Source organism: Streptomyces scabichelini, assembly GCF_011045015.1.
Classification (GTDB): domain Bacteria; phylum Actinomycetota; class Actinomycetes; order Streptomycetales; family Streptomycetaceae; genus Streptomyces; species Streptomyces scabichelini.
In genome coordinates this window covers 97,004-113,330 of sequence record NZ_JAAKZY010000005.1, presented here as the reverse complement: position 1 = coordinate 113,330, position 16,327 = coordinate 97,004, and the positions used below count along the sequence as shown (strand labels likewise).

16 protein-coding genes and 2 pseudogenes are annotated in these 16,327 nt (G+C 70.0%); 14 read left to right on the top strand and 4 right to left on the bottom strand.

Annotation, left to right across the window (positions count from 1 at the left end):
* Positions 1 to 4 precede the first annotated feature (4 nt).
* From G5C60_RS53530 to G5C60_RS02925, 4 genes are read left to right on the top strand one after another with little or no spacing between them, the layout of a single operon-like run.
* Positions 5 to 1,513, top strand: coding sequence for an FGGY family carbohydrate kinase (locus G5C60_RS53530; protein ID WP_165254564.1), 1,509 nt, complete (start codon positions 5 to 7; stop codon positions 1,511 to 1,513).
* Positions 1,510 to 2,997 carry an FGGY-family carbohydrate kinase gene (locus G5C60_RS02935; protein ID WP_165254563.1) on the top strand — a complete coding sequence of 496 codons (1,488 nt, stop codon included), beginning with the start codon at positions 1,510 to 1,512 and terminating at the stop codon, positions 2,995 to 2,997. Before G5C60_RS53530 ends, G5C60_RS02935 begins: the two co-directional genes overlap by 4 nt.
* On the top strand, positions 2,994 to 3,617 hold the full coding sequence (locus G5C60_RS02930) for a histidine phosphatase family protein (protein ID WP_165254562.1): 624 nt from the start codon (positions 2,994 to 2,996) through the stop codon (positions 3,615 to 3,617). Before G5C60_RS02935 ends, G5C60_RS02930 begins: the two co-directional genes overlap by 4 nt.
* On the top strand, positions 3,614 to 4,648 hold the full coding sequence (locus G5C60_RS02925) for an NAD(P)-dependent oxidoreductase (RefSeq protein WP_165254561.1): 1,035 nt from the start codon (positions 3,614 to 3,616) through the stop codon (positions 4,646 to 4,648). Before G5C60_RS02930 ends, G5C60_RS02925 begins: the two co-directional genes overlap by 4 nt.
* Here the strand turns inward: G5C60_RS02925 and G5C60_RS02920 are convergent.
* Together G5C60_RS02920 and G5C60_RS02915 are read right to left on the bottom strand one after the other, a co-directional pair.
* On the bottom strand, positions 4,642 to 4,872 hold the full coding sequence (locus G5C60_RS02920; RefSeq protein WP_165254560.1) for a PAS domain-containing protein: 231 nt from the start codon (positions 4,870 to 4,872) through the stop codon (positions 4,642 to 4,644). The genes G5C60_RS02925 and G5C60_RS02920 overlap by 7 nt on opposite strands.
* A gap of 98 nt (positions 4,873 to 4,970) precedes the next feature.
* Positions 4,971 to 5,555 (bottom strand): TetR/AcrR family transcriptional regulator, encoded by a 585-nt coding sequence (locus G5C60_RS02915; RefSeq protein ID WP_165254559.1) that lies wholly within the window; start codon positions 5,553 to 5,555, stop codon positions 4,971 to 4,973.
* A gap of 292 nt (positions 5,556 to 5,847) precedes the next feature.
* On the opposite strand from G5C60_RS02915, the gene G5C60_RS02910 reads away from it, so the two are divergent.
* The 5 genes and pseudogenes from G5C60_RS02910 to G5C60_RS51480 form a co-directional block, all read left to right on the top strand.
* The gene (locus G5C60_RS02910; RefSeq protein ID WP_338145669.1) at positions 5,848 to 6,333 is read left to right on the top strand and encodes a (2Fe-2S)-binding protein; all 486 of its coding nucleotides are present in this window, start codon (positions 5,848 to 5,850) and stop codon (positions 6,331 to 6,333) included.
* On the top strand, positions 6,330 to 7,325 hold the full coding sequence (locus G5C60_RS02905; protein ID WP_165254557.1) for an FAD binding domain-containing protein: 996 nt from the start codon (positions 6,330 to 6,332) through the stop codon (positions 7,323 to 7,325). The genes G5C60_RS02910 and G5C60_RS02905 overlap by 4 nt, the downstream gene beginning before the upstream one ends.
* Positions 7,322 to 9,565: a xanthine dehydrogenase family protein molybdopterin-binding subunit gene (locus G5C60_RS02900; protein WP_338145668.1), complete on the top strand. Its 2,244-nt coding sequence runs from the start codon at positions 7,322 to 7,324 to the stop codon at positions 9,563 to 9,565. Before G5C60_RS02905 ends, G5C60_RS02900 begins: the two co-directional genes overlap by 4 nt.
* 98 nt (positions 9,566 to 9,663) lie before the next feature.
* Positions 9,664 to 10,818, top strand: a complete 1,155-nt coding sequence (locus G5C60_RS02895; protein ID WP_165254584.1) for an XdhC family protein — start codon at positions 9,664 to 9,666, stop codon at positions 10,816 to 10,818.
* Positions 10,819 to 10,897: 79 nt separating this feature from the next.
* Positions 10,898 to 11,020 (top strand): annotated as a pseudogene (locus G5C60_RS51480) (IS6 family transposase); the annotation flags it as partial.
* 251 nt (positions 11,021 to 11,271) lie between these two features.
* Here the strand turns inward: G5C60_RS51480 and G5C60_RS02890 are convergent.
* The gene (locus tag G5C60_RS02890; protein WP_165254556.1) at positions 11,272 to 11,958 is read right to left on the bottom strand and encodes an SDR family oxidoreductase; all 687 of its coding nucleotides are present in this window, start codon (positions 11,956 to 11,958) and stop codon (positions 11,272 to 11,274) included.
* Positions 11,959 to 12,118: 160 nt separating this feature from the next.
* Here G5C60_RS02890 and G5C60_RS02885 point away from each other — a divergent pair.
* A pseudogene (locus G5C60_RS02885) lies at positions 12,119 to 12,330 on the top strand (hypothetical protein); the annotation flags it as partial.
* Between the two features lie 82 nt (positions 12,331 to 12,412).
* Here the strand turns inward: G5C60_RS02885 and G5C60_RS02880 are convergent.
* Positions 12,413 to 12,979 carry a LysR family transcriptional regulator gene (locus G5C60_RS02880; protein WP_165254555.1) on the bottom strand — a complete coding sequence of 189 codons (567 nt, stop codon included), beginning with the start codon at positions 12,977 to 12,979 and terminating at the stop codon, positions 12,413 to 12,415.
* Positions 12,980 to 13,116: 137 nt separating this feature from the next.
* Here G5C60_RS02880 and G5C60_RS53955 point away from each other — a divergent pair, with 137 nt between their 5' ends.
* From G5C60_RS53955 to G5C60_RS02865, 4 genes are all read left to right on the top strand, one after another.
* Positions 13,117 to 13,197 (top strand): putative leader peptide, encoded by an 81-nt coding sequence (locus tag G5C60_RS53955; RefSeq protein WP_397640147.1) that lies wholly within the window; start codon positions 13,117 to 13,119, stop codon positions 13,195 to 13,197.
* Positions 13,198 to 13,385: 188 nt separating this feature from the next.
* Positions 13,386 to 14,507, top strand: a complete 1,122-nt coding sequence (gene sfnG / locus G5C60_RS02875) for a dimethylsulfone monooxygenase SfnG (RefSeq protein WP_165254554.1) — start codon at positions 13,386 to 13,388, stop codon at positions 14,505 to 14,507.
* 29 nt (positions 14,508 to 14,536) lie between these two features.
* A complete protein-coding gene (gene ssuE, locus G5C60_RS02870) occupies positions 14,537 to 15,094 on the top strand; it encodes an NADPH-dependent FMN reductase (RefSeq protein WP_165254553.1) in 558 nt (185 codons plus the stop codon).
* A complete protein-coding gene (locus tag G5C60_RS02865; protein ID WP_165254552.1) occupies positions 15,091 to 16,287 on the top strand; it encodes an SfnB family sulfur acquisition oxidoreductase in 1,197 nt (398 codons plus the stop codon). Before ssuE ends, G5C60_RS02865 begins: the two co-directional genes overlap by 4 nt.
* Positions 16,288 to 16,327: the final 40 nt, after the last annotated feature.

The following is a 16,327-nucleotide window of genomic DNA, read 5'->3' as shown; positions in this document are numbered from 1 at the left end:
GCGGGTGACTGCGATCGCCATCGACGCGGGCACCACCACCATCAAGGTGGTCGGATACGCCGACGACGGGAAGGAGCTGGCGGTCAGCCGGCGGCCGACCCAGGTGATGCGGCCCCGTACCGGGTGGGCCGAGCAGGACATGTCCGAGGTCTGGGCCGCGGTTGCCGACGCCGTCCGGGAAGTCGTCGCGGCGCTCCCCGACGTACCCGACATGGTCGCCGTCACCGCACAGGGCGACGGCGCCTGGCTGGTCGACGGTCAGGGCCGTCCCACCGGGCCCGCCGTGCTGTGGAACGACGGACGGGCCACCGCCCAGATCACGGAGTGGGAGCGCGACGGGGTGACACGGGAGGCGTTCCGGATCAGCGGGTCGCGGGTGTCCACCGGCATGCCCAATGCCGTACTGGCCTGGCTGCGCGAGAACGACCCCGACCGGGTGGCCCGATCGAGCCACCTGCTGACCTGCGGTGGCTGGCTTCACCTGAAGCTGACGGGTGAGCCCGCCGTCGACGAGTCGGACGCCTCGGCACCGTTCATGGACATCAGGCGGCGCGACTGGTCCGACCGGCTGTTCGAGCTCTACGGCCTGCAGTGGGCGCGGAAACTCATGCCCGAGCTGCGCGACGACGACCACCGGGTCACCACGATCAGCACCTCGGCAGCCGCGGAGACCGGCCTGCCCGCAGGAATCCCGGTGGTGCTGGCGCCGTACGACATCTGCGCCACCGCCATCGGCGCCGGCGCGGTGACCGCAGGACAGGCGTGCTGCATCCTCGGCACCACCCTGTCCACCGAGGTCATCACGGACACGGTGGTCACCGACGAACCGGTGGGCATCACCGTGACGCTCGGCGTCCCCGGTCGCTACCTCCGCGCCTTCCCCACCATGAGCGGCGGCGACGTCCTGGACTGGGGGGCGGGGCTGCTCGGACTGACTTCTGTCACCGATCTGATGGATCTGGCGGCGCGGGGCAGCCGCGATACAGCCGGGGTGCGGTTCATCCCGTACCTCTCCCCGGCCGGCGAGCGTGCCCCGTTCTTCGACCCCACCGCGCGCGGTTCCCTGTCCGGCCTCTCCCTGGAAGCCGGCCGCGAAGACGTGGCCCGCGCGCTGGTGGAGGGAGTCACGATGACCATCCGCGACTGCCTGGCCGCGGCCCCGGGTTCACCGGACAGACTTGCGCTCTGCGGCGGCGGCACCAGAAGCGACTTCTGGATGCGGCTGATCGCCGATGTGACCGGCCTTCCTGTGACGATTCCCGCCTCCGCGGAGGTCGGGGCCCGCGGCGCCTGGCTGACCGGCCTGGTCGCCACCGGCCGTGAGCCGGACTTCCCGACCGCCGCCGCCCGGTACGTGGAGGTTGCCGCCACATACCAGCCCGATCCGGAGGCGTTCGACGACTTCAGCGACCGGTACGCCGACTTCCTGCAGCTGCGGGAGCTGAACCGGCCGCTGTGGACGCGCGACCGCGGACAGACACGTCCGACCTCGACCGGTGGAGTCGGCGCATGACCGCCGGCGGAAGCGATGCCTGGCTGGGCATCGACCTGGGGACTCAGGGCGTACGCGTGGTCGTCGCCGCGTCCGACGGCAGTCTGCTGGGCGAGGGCTCGTGCCCGCTGACCAGCCGCCGGGAGGGCGATCGCCATGAACAGCACCCCGAGCAGTGGTGGCGCGCCGTCCTCACGGCGATCGACCGGGCACGCGCCGCGGGTGCCGACCTGCGCCGGGTCCAGGGGGTGGCCGTGGACGCGACCTCCGGCACCATCACCATGCTGGACCGCCGTGGCCTCTGTGTGACACCAGCCCTGATGTACGACGACGGGCGCGCCGCCGCGGAGGCAGAGCAGGTCAACGCCGCCGGGGAGCAGCAGTGGGCCAAGGCCGGCTACCGGCGGATGCAGCGATCCTGGGCTCTGCCCAAGCTCCGATGGCTGCTCAACCACTATCCCCACGCCGCTGAGAACGGCTGGCGACTGGCGCATCAGAACGATGTCATCAACAGCAAGCTCGTCGGGCACGAGGTGCCCACCGACACCAGCAACGCGCTCAAGACCGGCGCCGACGCCGCACAGGTGACCTGGCCCGAGCCCGTTCTCGCCGCGTTGGAGATCCCCCGCGCGATGCTGCCCGACCTGGTGCTGCCCGGCACGGTCATCGGCCAGGTCTGCGCCGCGGCCGCCGCCGAGACCGGGCTCAGCGAAGGCACCGCCGTCGTCGCCGGGATGACCGACGGCTGCGCGGCACAACTGGGCTCCGGCGCGACGGCCGTCGGCAGTTGGAACTCGGTCATGGGCACCACGCTGGTCCTCAAAGGCGTCACCAAAGACCTCGTCCATGATCCGCACGGGGTCGTCTACTCCCACCGATCGCCCTCTGGCCACTGGCTGCCCGGCGGAGCATCCAGTGTCGGAGCCGGCCTGGTCGCACGCGAATTCGCGGACGCCGACCTGGACATGCTCACCCGCGAGGCCGCGGCACTGCTGCCCACCGACCTGTTGCGCTATCCGCTGGTCTCCCCGGGAGAACGGTTCCCGTTCGTCGCCGCGGACGCCCGCGCGTTCGGCAGCCGCGAGCCGGCCACCCGGGCCGAGTCCTTCGCCGCACTGCTCCAGGGCGCCGCATACATCGAACGGCTCTGCTTCGACTACGTGGACCTGCTCGGCGCCCCGACCGACGGAGCGATCGTCCTCACCGGCGGGGCCACCCGCAACCCCCTGTGGAACCAGCTGCGCGCCGATGTACTGCAACGCCCGGTAACCCTTCCGCGCAACGCGCAACCCGCGCTCGGCATGGCGGTCTTGGCCGCATCGAGCCGTGACGCTCTGGACAGCGTGGCCGCCGCGATGGTGCGACTCGACCGGACCCTCGAACCACGCCGTTCAGAGAAAAACCCGCACGACGAGGGTTACTTCCGACTGCTCGATCTGCTTGTCCAACGCGGCTGGCTCCCCGGCGTCGTCGCGACCCACGCACGAGAAAGGACGGCACATTGAGCCTCCATGCCATCTTCGTCCGACACGGGGAGACCCTGTGGCACGCCGAAAACCGGTATGCCGGCAGCACCGACATCGCGCTCACCGAGCGCGGCCACGCACAATCACGCGCTCTCGCGGACTGGGCGGAACAGGCGGACCTGACCGCGATCTTCGCCTCCCCACTCACACGATCGCAGGAAACCGCACGCGACAGCGCGGTGAGCACCGGGCTGCCGGTGAGCGTGGACGAACGGCTGCGCGAACTCGACTTCGGTATCGCCGAGGGCCTCACGCGCGCGGAGATGCATCAGCGGTTTCCCGACCACCTTTCAGCCTTCCAGGCCGACCCGGTGACGAACCACTTCCCCAAGGGAGAGAACCCCCTGGCCGCCAGCGACCGCTATCTGGAGTTCCTCACCGACCTCCAGGCCGATCACCGCGAAGGCCGCGTCCTCGTCGTGGGCCACTCCACCGCGATCCGGCTCGCGCTCTGCCGCATACTCGGCCTGCCGCTGCGCCAGTACCGCCGGACCTTCCCGTTCCTGGCCAACTGCGCCCTGAACGAAGTCGTGCTCGACGACGGCGGGCCCTCGCTGCTGACACTGAACCGCCCCGTGACCCCAGGAGAGCTCAAGTGACCACCATCCTCGCCGCCGGTGACCACTTCGTCCTCAACTGCCTGCTCACCGACAGGCTCCGGCCGGCCGCACCCGGCGCGACCTTCCGCGAACTCACCCTGCCCTGGCCGGTCGAGCCCTTCGGGGAGGTGGCCGAGGTACGGGAGGCATCGGGCACCGAGGACCAGCTCATCGAGGCCCTCGACGGAGTCGACATCTGCGTCACCCAGATGGCACCGCTCACCGAACGGATCCTCAAAGCCAGCCCCGATCTACGCCTGTTCTGCGTCAGCCGCGGCGGCCCCGTCAACGCCAACCTCGAAGCAGCCACCCGGCACGGCGTCGCGGTCTCCTTCGCCCCCGGGCGCAACGCCACCGCCACCGCCGAGCACACGGTCGCCCTCATGATGGCCGCGGCCCGACGCGTCCCCGCCACCCACGCGGACCTCGCCGCAGGCACCTGGCGAGGTGACTACTACATGTTCGACAAGGTCGGGCCGGAGCTCGAGGGCAGCACCGTCGGCATCGTCGGATACGGCGCCATCGGCTCCCGGGTCGCCCGCATCCTGCGCGGCTTCGGCGCCCACGTGCTCGTCGCCGACCCCTTTGTCCGTCCGGACGACGTGTCACCGGCCGAGGTCACCGACCTGGCGGACCTCATGCGGCGCTCCACGTTCGTGACCGTCCACGCCCGCGCGACTCCGGAAACCGAAGGCTTGATCTCCCGGCAGATGATCGACCTGATGCCCGCGGGCGGCGTGCTGGTCAACTGTGCCCGCGGGTCCCTCGTCGACTACGACGCCGTGTGCGACGCCCTGGACGCCGAAAAGCTCTTCGGCGCGGCCTTCGACGTCTTCCCTCGCGAGCCGATTCCCGCGGGCTCACGCCTGCTGACGACCCCCAACATCGTCATGACGCCCCATTTGGCCGGCGCCAGCAAGCAGACCGCTTTCAACGCCGCCTCCATCGTGGCCTCGGAAGTAGAGCGATTCCTGCAAGGCCAGCCACTCGCGCACTGCGCAAATCCAGACGTTCTCGCCCGAATTCACTGAGCTGCCTGGAAGCGGAGGCTGGCAGCGAAGTCGGCGGAGAGCAGATCGTCCAAGGGCCGGCCGATGATCTCCGCAGAGGTGTATCCCAGGAACTCCTGGGCCTCGCGGCTCCAGTAGGCCACACGTGCGTCGCCGTCCGTCACCGTAATGGTCACGGACTCGACGGCGTGGGCCTTGTCCGGCTGTTGTGCGCGTCGGCCGGGCGGCCCGCCGGTGCGAGGCATGGCGCACCTGGCCTCTCTGCCCTTGTGTCCGGGCACTGTCCACGACGGTACGGCTGGCGGCGGAGGGCAAGACGGGACGGGGCCGCAGGCCCGGCTGTTCAGCCGTGGGGTCCCATGCCGCGCAGGAACGTGTCGACGACGAGCGTGGCCAGTGCGTCGGCGTTCTGCCGGACCTGGTCCGGGGCGAGATCCGCGCCGCCTCCGTGCAGAGCCTCGTCGAGGAGGGCGTAGTAGACCCGCCGCGCCCACATGAGGTCCGCTTCCGGGGCGAGGAGCCCTTCGCGCTGGGCCCGGGCGAGGAACTCCAGGGCACCGGCGTTGATCTCGGACCAGATCACCGCGGTGAGGGGTGTGTCGGCGAGGGGGTGACCGAGGGTGAACCGCCAGACGCTCTTGATCCGCAGTGCGTTCGCCGTGACGCGGTGCAGTGCCACGAGCGGTGGGGCGGTGTCCAGGTGGGCGTCCTCTATGGACTCCATGAGCTGCTGCTTCGCCGAGGCGGCGAGTGCTTCGATGAGGGCCTGGCGGTTGGCGAACCGCCGGTGCACGGTTGTTCTGGCCACGCCCGCCTGCTCGGCGATCTGCTCCATGGAGGCGCCGGGGTCTTCGGCGAGCACGTGCTCGGCCGCCTCCAGAATCGCGCGCACACTGCGCGCGGCATCGGCCCGCAGGGGTCGACCCATGCTTCTTCACTCCCGTTGTTGATTCGTGATGCACCGAAGACCATACGCCTGGCCTGCGGATTTATGATGATTTGCATCAATGCTGTTGCATGTGAATGTAAAATCGAGACTTCTAAGATGCGGTAGCTCGTCAAAGTGCTACGTTCTTGTTTTAATTATGGATGTACTCTCGTGATTCGGTTCCCCGGTCGGCGGCTTCGCAGTCCGCGGAGCGGAGTCCCTCTTGTCCCGGCCTATGTGCCTGGTGGCCCCCATGAGAACGAGCCCACGGGCGAACCGGAGGAATGACTACGTGGAGATCGAGCTGCGGATCAATGGATCCGCCCAACGGCTGGACGTCTCACCACAGGTGAGCCTGCTGGACGCGCTGCGCGAGTACCTGGGCCATACGGGCACCAAGAAGGGCTGTGACCAGGGCGCCTGCGGCGCCTGCACGGTGCTGGCCGACGGCCGGCGGATCAACGCCTGCCTCGCACTGGCGGTGCAGTACCAGGGCCGCGAGATCACGACCATCGAAGGGGTCGACCACCCGCTCCAGGAGGCGTTCGTCCGCACGGACGGATTCCAGTGCGGCTACTGCACGCCGGGCCAGATCTGTTCGGCGATCGGCATGCTCGCCGAGCACAAGGAGGGTGCGCCCAGCGCGGCGACCGAGCACCTCGCCGACACGGGCGGGGAGCTGGACGAGGCGGAGATCCGGGAGCGGATGAGCGGCAACCTGTGCCGCTGCGGCGCCTACAACGGCATCGTCTCGGCGATCAAGGAGGTCGCGAAGTGAAGTCGTTCTCCTACCTCAGCGCACCGGACACGGCCACGGCGCTGCACGCGATCACCGGCAGCGAAGGCGTGAAGTTCCTCGCGGGCGGGACGAACCTTGTCGACCTCATGCGGGAGGGCATCGAAGAGCCGGCGGCGGTCGTGGACATCACCCGCCTGCCGCTGACCGGGATCGAGGAACTTGCCGACGGCAGCCTCCGCGTCGGCGCCCTGGTGACCAACAGCCGGCTCGCGGCGGACCCCCTCATCCGCACCCGCTATCCGGTGCTGGCGCAGGCCATCCTGCTGGGGGCGTCCGCCCAGCTGCGGAACATGGCGACGGTAGGAGGCAACCTGCTGCAGCGCACCCGTTGCATGTACTTCTACGACGAGGCCTCGGCGTGCAACAAGCGTGTGCCCGGCAGCGGTTGTGACGCGATCGGCGGGTTTTCCCGCGGCAGTGCGGTGCTGGGGGCGAGCGAGCACTGCGTCGCGACGCATCCCTCGGACATGGCGGTGGCGCTGACGATGCTCGACGCGGTCGTCGAGGTGGAGAGCGTACGCGGCGTGCGGCGTATCCCGGTCGGCGAGTTCCACCGGCTGCCCGGCGACACGCCGCACATCGAGACGGTGCTGGCCGCCGACGAGCTGATCACGGCCGTCGAACTGCCTGCGGTGCCGGTCGCGACCCACTCGCGGTACCGCAAGGTCCGCGACCGCGCGTCCTACGCCTTCGCCCTCGTCTCCGTCGCCGCCGCGCTGGCCGTCGAGGACGGCGTGGTCACCGACGTCCGCCTCGCACTCGGCGGCGTCGCGACCAAGCCGTGGCGGGCACACATCGCGGAACAGCACCTGCTCGGCGCCGAAGCCACCGACGAGAGCTTCGCCCACGCCGCCGCCGCCGAACTCGCCCCCGCCCTGCCCCTGCCCGACAACGCCTTCAAGATTGACCTGGCCCAGCGGACGGTCGTGGCCGTGCTGCGGAAACTCAACGCCGAGCGGAGCGCATCGTGACCACACGCACCAGGACAGGCTCCGAGCCCGGCGCGGACACCTCCGTACCCGTCGGGGGCGCGGTCGGCCGGCCGGTGGACCGCCGGGACGGCCACGCGAAGGTGACCGGGGCGGTGCGGTTCTCCGCCGAGCACCACTACCCGAACCTCACGTACGCGACACTGGTCCATGCCACCGTCGCCCGTGGCACGATCACCGGCATCGACACGGCCGCGGCGGCCGCGGTGCCCGGCGTCGTGGCGGTCGTCACCCACCTCAACGCGCCGAGGATCAAACCACCTCGCAAACCCAACATCGTGCGTGACCTGGGACCCGACGTCTCGGGAACCGACGTCGACTACCTCAACACCGATCAGGTCTTCTGGGACGGCCAGCCGATCGCCGTCGTGGTCGCGGAGACCTCGGCCGCGGCGAACGATGCCGCGTCGCTCGTCGAAGTGACCTACGACCGGCTGCCCGCGCGGGTGGACTTCGCCGCCGAGCAGAAGAACGCCACCCCGGCGAAGGGCGACCTCGCCTTCGCCGGCCTGAAGAAGAAGGGCGACGCGGAGGCGGCGCTGGCCGCTGCGGAGGTGTCGGTCGACCTGCGCTACACCACGCCCGGCCTGCAGCACAACGCGATCGAACCGCACGCGACGATCGCCGTCTGGAGCGGTGACCATCTCACCGTGCACGACACCACCCAGGCGATCAACCAGACCGGCCGCTACCTGGCCTGGCGGTTCGGTGTGCCGGCGTCCCACGTCCGTGTCCGTGCCGAGTTCCTGGGAGGCGGCTTCGGCGGGAAGTTCGCCGTCTGGCCCGGCACGGTCATCGCGGCGATGGCGGCCAAGGCTGTCGGACGGCCCGTGCGCCTGGCGCTGAGTCGCACGGCCGTCAGCCGCGCCACCGGTGGGCGCACCGCCTCGACCAACCGGATCGCACTCGGTGCGACCCGTGACGGCCGGCTCACCTCGCTGATCCAGGACAGCATCACCCGCACGGGCTCGGCCGGGGGCCTGCTCGAGGCGACCAGCTCGCCGGCCCGGCACCTCTACGGTGCCGAGAACATGCTGACCCGGCAGAACCTCGTCCCGATGGATCTGATGCCCAACACCTGGCTGCGCGCCCCTGGCGAGGCGATCGGCAGCTTCGTGCTGGAATCGGCGCTGGACGAACTCGCCTACGAGCTGTCCATGGACCCGATCGACCTGCGGCTGCGCAACGAGCCCGCAACGGATCCGACGGATGGCAAGAAGTTCTCCCAGCGGATGCAGCGTGAAGCCTTCGAGAGGGGCGCCGAACGCTTCGGCTGGGCGGACCGCAACCCCGAACCCCGCTCCATGCGGGACGGCGAGTGGCTCGTCGGCATGGGCACGGCCACGGCCTACCACCCGGCCCTGCGCCTGGTCGCCGACGTCAAGGTACGGCTGAGCGACGACGGCAGCGCGCTCGTGCAGTGCGGTTTCCACGAGATGGGCATGGGCGCCGCGACCGTACAGGCACAGATCGCCGCGGACGCGCTCGGCATCGCGTACGAGAAGGTCCGGGTCGAGTACGGCGATTCGACCCTGCCGTCCGGACCGATGGCCGGCAACTCGAACCAGACGGCGACGGTGGCCACCAGCGTCCTCGCCGCGTGCGCCGAGCTGACCCGGAAGGTGAGTGCCCTGGCCCGGCGTACGGGCACGACCGGTCAGGAACCAGCGTCCGCCCTGCGCGCGGCGGGGCGCCCGTTCATCGAGGCCTCGGTCGGGTCGGACACACGGTTGGGTGCGCTGGGCAGTCAGGGCCGCTTCCTGTCCAACTTCCTGAAGGACCAGCGCTGGTCAAAAGCCGCCCGCGGCGCGCAATTCTGTGAGGTGCGAGTGAACGCCGACACCGGCGAACTGCGGATCTCGCGCTGGCTCGGCATGTTCGACGTCGGCCGGATCATCAACCCCAAGACCGCGGCCAGCCAGCTGCGCGGGGCTGTGGTCATGGGCATCGGCATGGCGATGTCGGAGCAGAGCCTGGTCGACCCCCGCAACGGGCGCACCATGAGCGCCGGGCTCGACTCCTACTACGTGCCGGTGCACGCCGACATCCCCCCGATCGACGTCGACTGGCTCGACGAACCGGACAAGACGATGCCCCTGGGCATCATCGGGCTGGGCGAGGTCGGCACGACCGGCGTGGCGGCCGCGATCGCGAACGCCGTCCATCACGCGACCGGCAAGCGGATCCGGGACCTGCCGATCACGCTGGACAAGCTGCTCTGAGACGACGGCAGTTGTGGGCCGTCGTCGCGCGTGGCCTTACGGGTGCCGCAGGCGCGACGACGGCCCGATGTTCGCACTACGACAAGAAAGACATGCCCATGCTGGACATCGCGGACGTGCTGAACCGGTGGCTCGAGGAGGGGCGGGACTTCGCCGTCGCCACGGTCGTGGCCGTCAGCGGCAGCGCACCGCGCGGGCCGGGCGCCGCGCTCGCCGTCGACGCCGACGGCACGGCCATCGGCTCGGTCTCCGGCGGCTGTGTCGAAGGCGCGGTCTACGACCTGTGCGCCCAGGCGCTCGCCGACGGCGTGGCGGTGCGCGAGCGGTTCGGGTACAGCGACGAGGACGCCTTCGCCGTGGGCCTGACCTGCGGCGGCGTCCTCGACATCCTGGTCACCCCCATACCCGCCGGCGGACCGGACAGGAAGACATTCCAGACGGCGCTGACGGCTGCCGCCCGGGGCGAGGCGGTGGCACTCGCCCGCGTGGTCCGTGGCCCGGCTTGGCTCCTCGGGCGGGCGCTGGCGGTCCGTCACGACGGATCCTACAAAGGTGAAGTCGGCGGACATCCCGACCTGGACCGCGCCGTCGTCGACGAAACCCGCTCGCTGCTGAACGCCGGCCGCACCGGCACCTTCGACATCGCGCAGGACGGATCCCACTGCGAACCGGACCTGACCCTGCTCGTCGAGTCGATCGTGCCGCCGCCGCGCATGCTCGTCTTCGGTGCCATCGACTTCGCCGCGGCGCTGGTGCGCGTGGGCAAGTTCCTCGGTTACCACGTCACGGTGTGCGATGCCCGGCCCGTCTTCGCCACCCGGTCACGCTTTCCCGAGGCCGACGACATCGTGGTCGACTGGCCGCACCGCTACCTGCACCGCGCCCGGTCCGACGACCGCACGGTGGTGTGCGTCCTCACCCACGACGCCAAGTTCGACGTACCCCTCCTGGAGACGGCACTGCGGCTGCCGGCCGCCTACATCGGCGCGATGGGCTCACGCCGCACGCACGAGGACCGCGACCGCAGGCTCCGCGAAACGGGCCTCACCGAAGCCGAACTGACGCGCCTGCACTCACCGATCGGCCTCGATCTCGGCGCCCGCACACCCGAGGAGACGGCCCTGTCCATCGCGGCTGAGATCGTCGCCGCCCGCCACGGCGGAACAGGCCTGCCCTTGAGCGACTCACACACACCGATCCACCATGACACTGACGGGCGCCGACCGGGACGATCGGCGCGAGTGGCCGCGTGACGCGACCGCCAGCCATCCGTCAGGACGACCGGGACAGGCGCTGTCACGTTGGCTGAGCGGGTGGGACGATCTCCGGGTTGAGCTGATGCTTGAGCACGGCGTGATCGTCTCCTACGAGACCGGCCGCCGCTGGTGTGTGAAGTTCGGGAAGCGGTACGCCGATTCGCTGCGGCAGTATCTGTGGCGGGCCGTCGACCCGGACGCAGCGCACCGCGCGGGCCGGGCGCCGCGCCGGTGTCGCGGGCCCGGCCGGCTTGCGGAAGTGGAGGGAAGGGCGGGGGAAACCGAGGAGCGGTACGGAGCGGTGGCCGGCTCTCGTCGGCATGTGAAACGGCCACGTAGGGAGGCCTTGTCGCCACACCACTCCGCCACGAAAGCCCCGATCACCGTCTCCGTTCTGGTCCGAAACCGGATGGGAGCTCCGTTCGTCCCGCTACCTTCCCGGATACGGCCTCATGCCGAGGCAGGTGCTGCGGCCAGGCCCTGCTTGACGTGCCGTGTGGTCTCATCGGCGAGGATTTCGGGCAGACCCTTCTCGATGCCCGCCAGGGCCTGGGCCGCGACGTCGGCGGGGTCGGCCTTCTGCTCGCCGGTGATGACGGCGGCCATGTCGGTGTCCATGTAGCCGACGTGCAGCGCCGATACGGTGATGCCGCGAGGCGCCAGCTCCTCCCGGGTCGCATTGGTCAGCGCCCATGCGGCTGACTTGGCCGCCGAATACGACCCGTGGTCGGCGACGTGCAGCCAGGAGAGCACGGACAGGACGTTCAGTATCGCGCCACCGCCGTTGTCCCCGATGACCGGGGCGAAGGCCCGAGTCACGGCGAGCGGGCCGAAGAAGTTCGTCTCCATCTCCAGTCGCACCGCGTCCTGGCCGCCGGCGATCAGAGGTGTGCCCGTGGAGATGCCGGCATTGTTCACCAGCAGTGTCGCGTCGGATGCGATACGGGCTGCGGCCCGGATCGACTCCTCGTCCGTCACGTCCAGACGGAGCGGGGTCACGCCCTCCAGGTCGACAGTCTCCGGGCGGCGTGCCGCCGCGTACACCTTCGCGCCGCGCTCCAGGAGTTGGGCGGCCAGGTGGCGTCCGAGCCCGCGGTTGGCGCCGGTTACCACTGCGACGGCGTTCTTGAGTTCCATGTCTGCTCCCGGTTGTTGGGGTCGTGTGATCGGATCCGACTTTAGATTATGATCATAATCTAAAGTCAGCATAGGTTAGATTCCAACTGGCATCAAACTGGGGAGGGTTGATGGGGCGTGTGTCACAGACGCAGGCCCAGGGGAACTCGAGCAGTGAACCGGTCAATGCGACGCCGCCCAGCAGGCATTGATCGACACCTGCCTCTCCGTCGAGCACCGCGACATGCCGACGGGGTGAGCGACTTCGCCGACTGGCTTGCCGCGGAGGACCAGGACGGCATCACCCGGCTCTGCACGGTGCTCGGCGCACTCGTCGCGGCCGCCGCCACGCCGGGCCGTGCGACCGCGGTCACCGGACCAAAGGCGCACTGACCGCCGCCCCCCGGCAGCGACGTCCCTCTGTCGGCGTGGCCGATCGCCACAGCACGGGACGTCGCTGCCGACGAGACATGGATCAGAGCGTCTGGTTGACCAGGAGACTTGGACAGCCGTTGGGCGAAGTACAGCAAGAGACTTGGTACGCGCGGGCGTTGCGTACGAAGAGCTCGTGCAGATCGCGGACGGCCCGCGGGACGGAACCGGAATGGCGGCGCTGCACCACCAGCAGCACCTCGGTTCCGTCCCCCGCGAGCGGACGCACGGTGATCGCGCCCCGCCGCTCCAGCGGGTCGCCGACGACGCTGAAGTCGGGCAGCACCGTGGCCCCCAGCCCCTCGGCGACCATCAGCTTGCCCATCTCGGCGCCGTCGGTGGAGCTGATGCGGTGCTGGTCGCCGGCCGAGCCGCGCAGTCGGTCGACCGTGTCCAGCACATTCGTGATGTGCGGCAGCAGCTCCCGGCCCTCATCGCTGATCTTCGCCCCGGACCGCTTGCGCTCCAGCAGGTCCACGCCCAGTTCGCGCTCCAGATTGCGTACGGTCTCGCTGAGCGCCGGCTGGGACAGGTGCAGTTCCTCGGCAGCCCGCCGCAGCGAGCCGAACCGTGTGACGGCGGCGATGCACTCGAGCTGTTCGATACGCACACCAGGAGGCTGCCGCCCGCCGCGAGCCGAGTTCAAGGGAATCCCTGTCACAACCTCGTGAATACCGACTCTCACCATGTGGAATCACCTCCGGGCCTTCTTGACCGGCCGGACGCCCACTTGGTTGGATCGGTGACATGAAGCGACACGATCTCACGCGGCGACGCCACGTCGACCTCGCGCGTGTCTCCAGCTCCTGTTGTCGCTGTCGGGTCTGAGCGCACCCGAGGGAGACCCTCGGACATGCGCCGATCTCCCTTCGTGAATTCCACGTTCGGCCGTTTTCCGTGCTGATTTCGGCTTTCCCGGGCACGTCGTCCCCGCACGCCTGAATCCCGATCACTGAACACATTTCCCTGTCACCGCACGCGCCCTTTCGCGTGCGCATTCCTGCCAGGAGCTCCCCATGCCCGTACCGCCCGGATCCGACCCCGTCCGCTTCGCCTACTGGGTGCCGAACGTCAGCGGCGGCCTCGTCACCAGCACCATCGAGCAGCGCACCGACTGGGGCTACGACTACAACCGCGAACTGGCCGTGCTCGCCGAGAACAACGGCTTCGACTACGCCCTCAGCCAGGTCCGCTACATGGCCAGCTATGGCGCCGAGTTCCAGCACGAGTCGACCAGCTTCAGCCTCGCCCTGCTGCTCGCCACCCAGCGGCTGAAGGTCATCGCCGCCGTCCATCCCGGCCTGTGGCACCCGGGTGTGCTCGCCAAGCTCGGCGCCACCGCCGACCACCTGTCGCACGGCCGCTTCGCGGTGAACGTCGTCAGCGGCTGGTTCAAGGGCGAGTTCACCGCCCTCGGCGAACCGTGGCTGGAGCACGACGAACGGTACCGGCGCTCGGAGGAGTTCATCCGCGCCCTGCGCGCCATCTGGACCGAGGACCACGCGGAGTTGGCCGGCGACTTCTACCGCATCCGTGACTTCTCCTTGAAGCCCAAGCCCGTCGACGTCCCCGGCCGGCCCCACCCCGAGATCTTCCAGGGCGGCAACTCCACGGCGGCCCGCGCCATGGCCGGTCGCGTCTCCGACTGGTACTTCAGCAACGGCAAGGACTTCGACGGCGTCACCGAACAGATCAACGACGTGCGTCTCTCCGCCGCCCAAGTGGGCCGTACGCCACCGAAGTTCGGCCTCAACGGCTTCCTCATCGCACGGGACACCGAGGCCGAGGCCCGCGAGACACTCCGCGAGATCGTCGCCAAGGCCGACACACAGGCCGTCCACGGTTTCCGTGACGCCGTACAGCAGGCCGGTCCGTCCACCGGGGACGGCAAGGGCATGTGGCAGGACTCCGCCTTCGAGGACCTTGTCCAGTACAACGACGGCTTCCGTACGGGACTGATCGGCACGCCGGAGCAGATCGCCGATCGGATCGTCGCCTACAAGCGGCTCGGCGTCGACCTCTTCCTCCTCGGCTTCCTGCACTACCACGAGGAGGTCGAGTACTTCGGCCGCCGCGTGCTGCCCCTCGTGCGCGAACTGGAGGCCCAGGAACCCGAGCCCGTCACCGTCCACGCCTGACCTCCGCCGTACTCCTGAAAGGTCCCCGCATGGCCACCGTCCTGTCCGTCTCCGGAAGCCCCTCCGCCACCTCCCGCACCGCACGGCTCCTGCGCCATCTGGACGACCGGCTCTTCGCGCAGGGGCACGAGGTGATCCCACTGGACGTCCGTACTCTCCCCGCCGAAGCCCTGCTCGGCGCCGACTTCCGGCACCCGGAGATCACCCGGGCCACCGCGCTGTTCGAGCAGGCGGACGGGGTGGTGATCGGCACCCCCGTCTACAAGGCCGCGTACTCCGGGCTGCTGAAGTCGCTGCTCGACCTGCTCCCGCAGTACGCGCTGACGGGCAAGACGGTTCTGCCGCTGGCCACCGGCGGCACCACCGCCCACGTCCTGGCCATCGACTACGCCCTGCGCCCCGTGCTGAGCTCCATGGGCGCCGCGCACATCGTCCAGGGCTGGTTCACGCTCGACAAGGACATCACCGTGGGCGACGACGGCGCGCTGACCGTCGTACCCGGCGCGGCCGAGGCCCTGGCGCAGGTCACCGACCAGTTCTCGGCCGCTCTCGGCGGGCGTACGACCCTGCTGGCGGCCACCGGATGAGCGCCGCGACCGTGATCAACGGCGACGACGAGGCCCTCGCCGTCGCCGCGGAACTCGCCGCGGACTTCCGCAAGGACGCCGCCGAGCGGGACGCGCGGCGTCGGCTCCCGCACGCGGAGCTGGAACGGCTGTCGGCCTCCGGGCTGCTCGCCGTGACGGTGCCCGCGGAGTTCGGCGGCGCGGACGTCCGCGCGGAGACACTCGCCGAGATCTTCCGCCTGCTGGGCGCCGCGGACGCCAGCCTCGCCCAGATCCCACAGAGCCACTTCGTGTACATCAACGTGCTGCGCCGGCAGGGGACCGACGAGCAGAAGTCGTTCTTCTTCGGCGAGGTGCTGAAGGGGAAACGGTTGGGCAACGCCCAGTCCGAGGCGGGCACCCGGCACATCCAGGACATCCGCACCCGGCTCGCGCGCCGCCCGGACGGGTCGTACGTCCTCGACGGCGTCAAGCACTACTCCACCGGAGCGCTGTTCGCGCACTGGATCCCCGTCCTCGCCCGCGCCGACGACGACAACCTGCACGTGGCGTACGTGCCGCGGGACGCGCCCGGCCTGACGGTCGTGGACGACTGGGACGGGATGGGACAGCGCACCACCGCCAGCGGAACCGTGCGCCTGGAGTCGGTTCCGGTCCCCGCCGACCGGGTCGTGCCGCACCACCTCACCTTCCGGGGGCCCCAACTCCATGGCCCGGTAGCTCAGTTGCTGCACGCCGCCATCGACGCCGGGATCGCCTCCGGAGCCCTGACCGAGGCGGTGGAGTTCGTCCGTACGAAGAGCCGCCCCTGGTTCGAGAGCGTCGACGAGGGGCACGCGACCGCGGCCGACGACCCGCTGCTGATCCAGCGGTTCGGCGAACTGGCGATCCGGGTGCGGGCCGCCGACGCGCTGCTCACCGCGGCGGCGAGGGCCGTGGACGCCGCGGCAGCCGATCTGACCGACGCCACGGCCGCCGAGGCCTCGATCGCGGTGGCCACGGCCAAGGTGGCGGCTGCGGATGCCGCCGTCGAGGTCGGCAGCGCGCTCTTCGAGGTCTCCGGCACCCGCTCGGCCCTCGACTCCCTGGGCCTGCACCGCCACTGGCGCGACGCCCGCACCCACACCCTGCACGACCCGGCCCGCTGGAAGATCCAGCACATCGGCCGGTACGTCCTCAACGGCACCAAGCCGCCGCGGCACGGCCTGCTCTGACGGCCTTCCGCTCTCACGCACCTTCCTGATGGATCCCTGA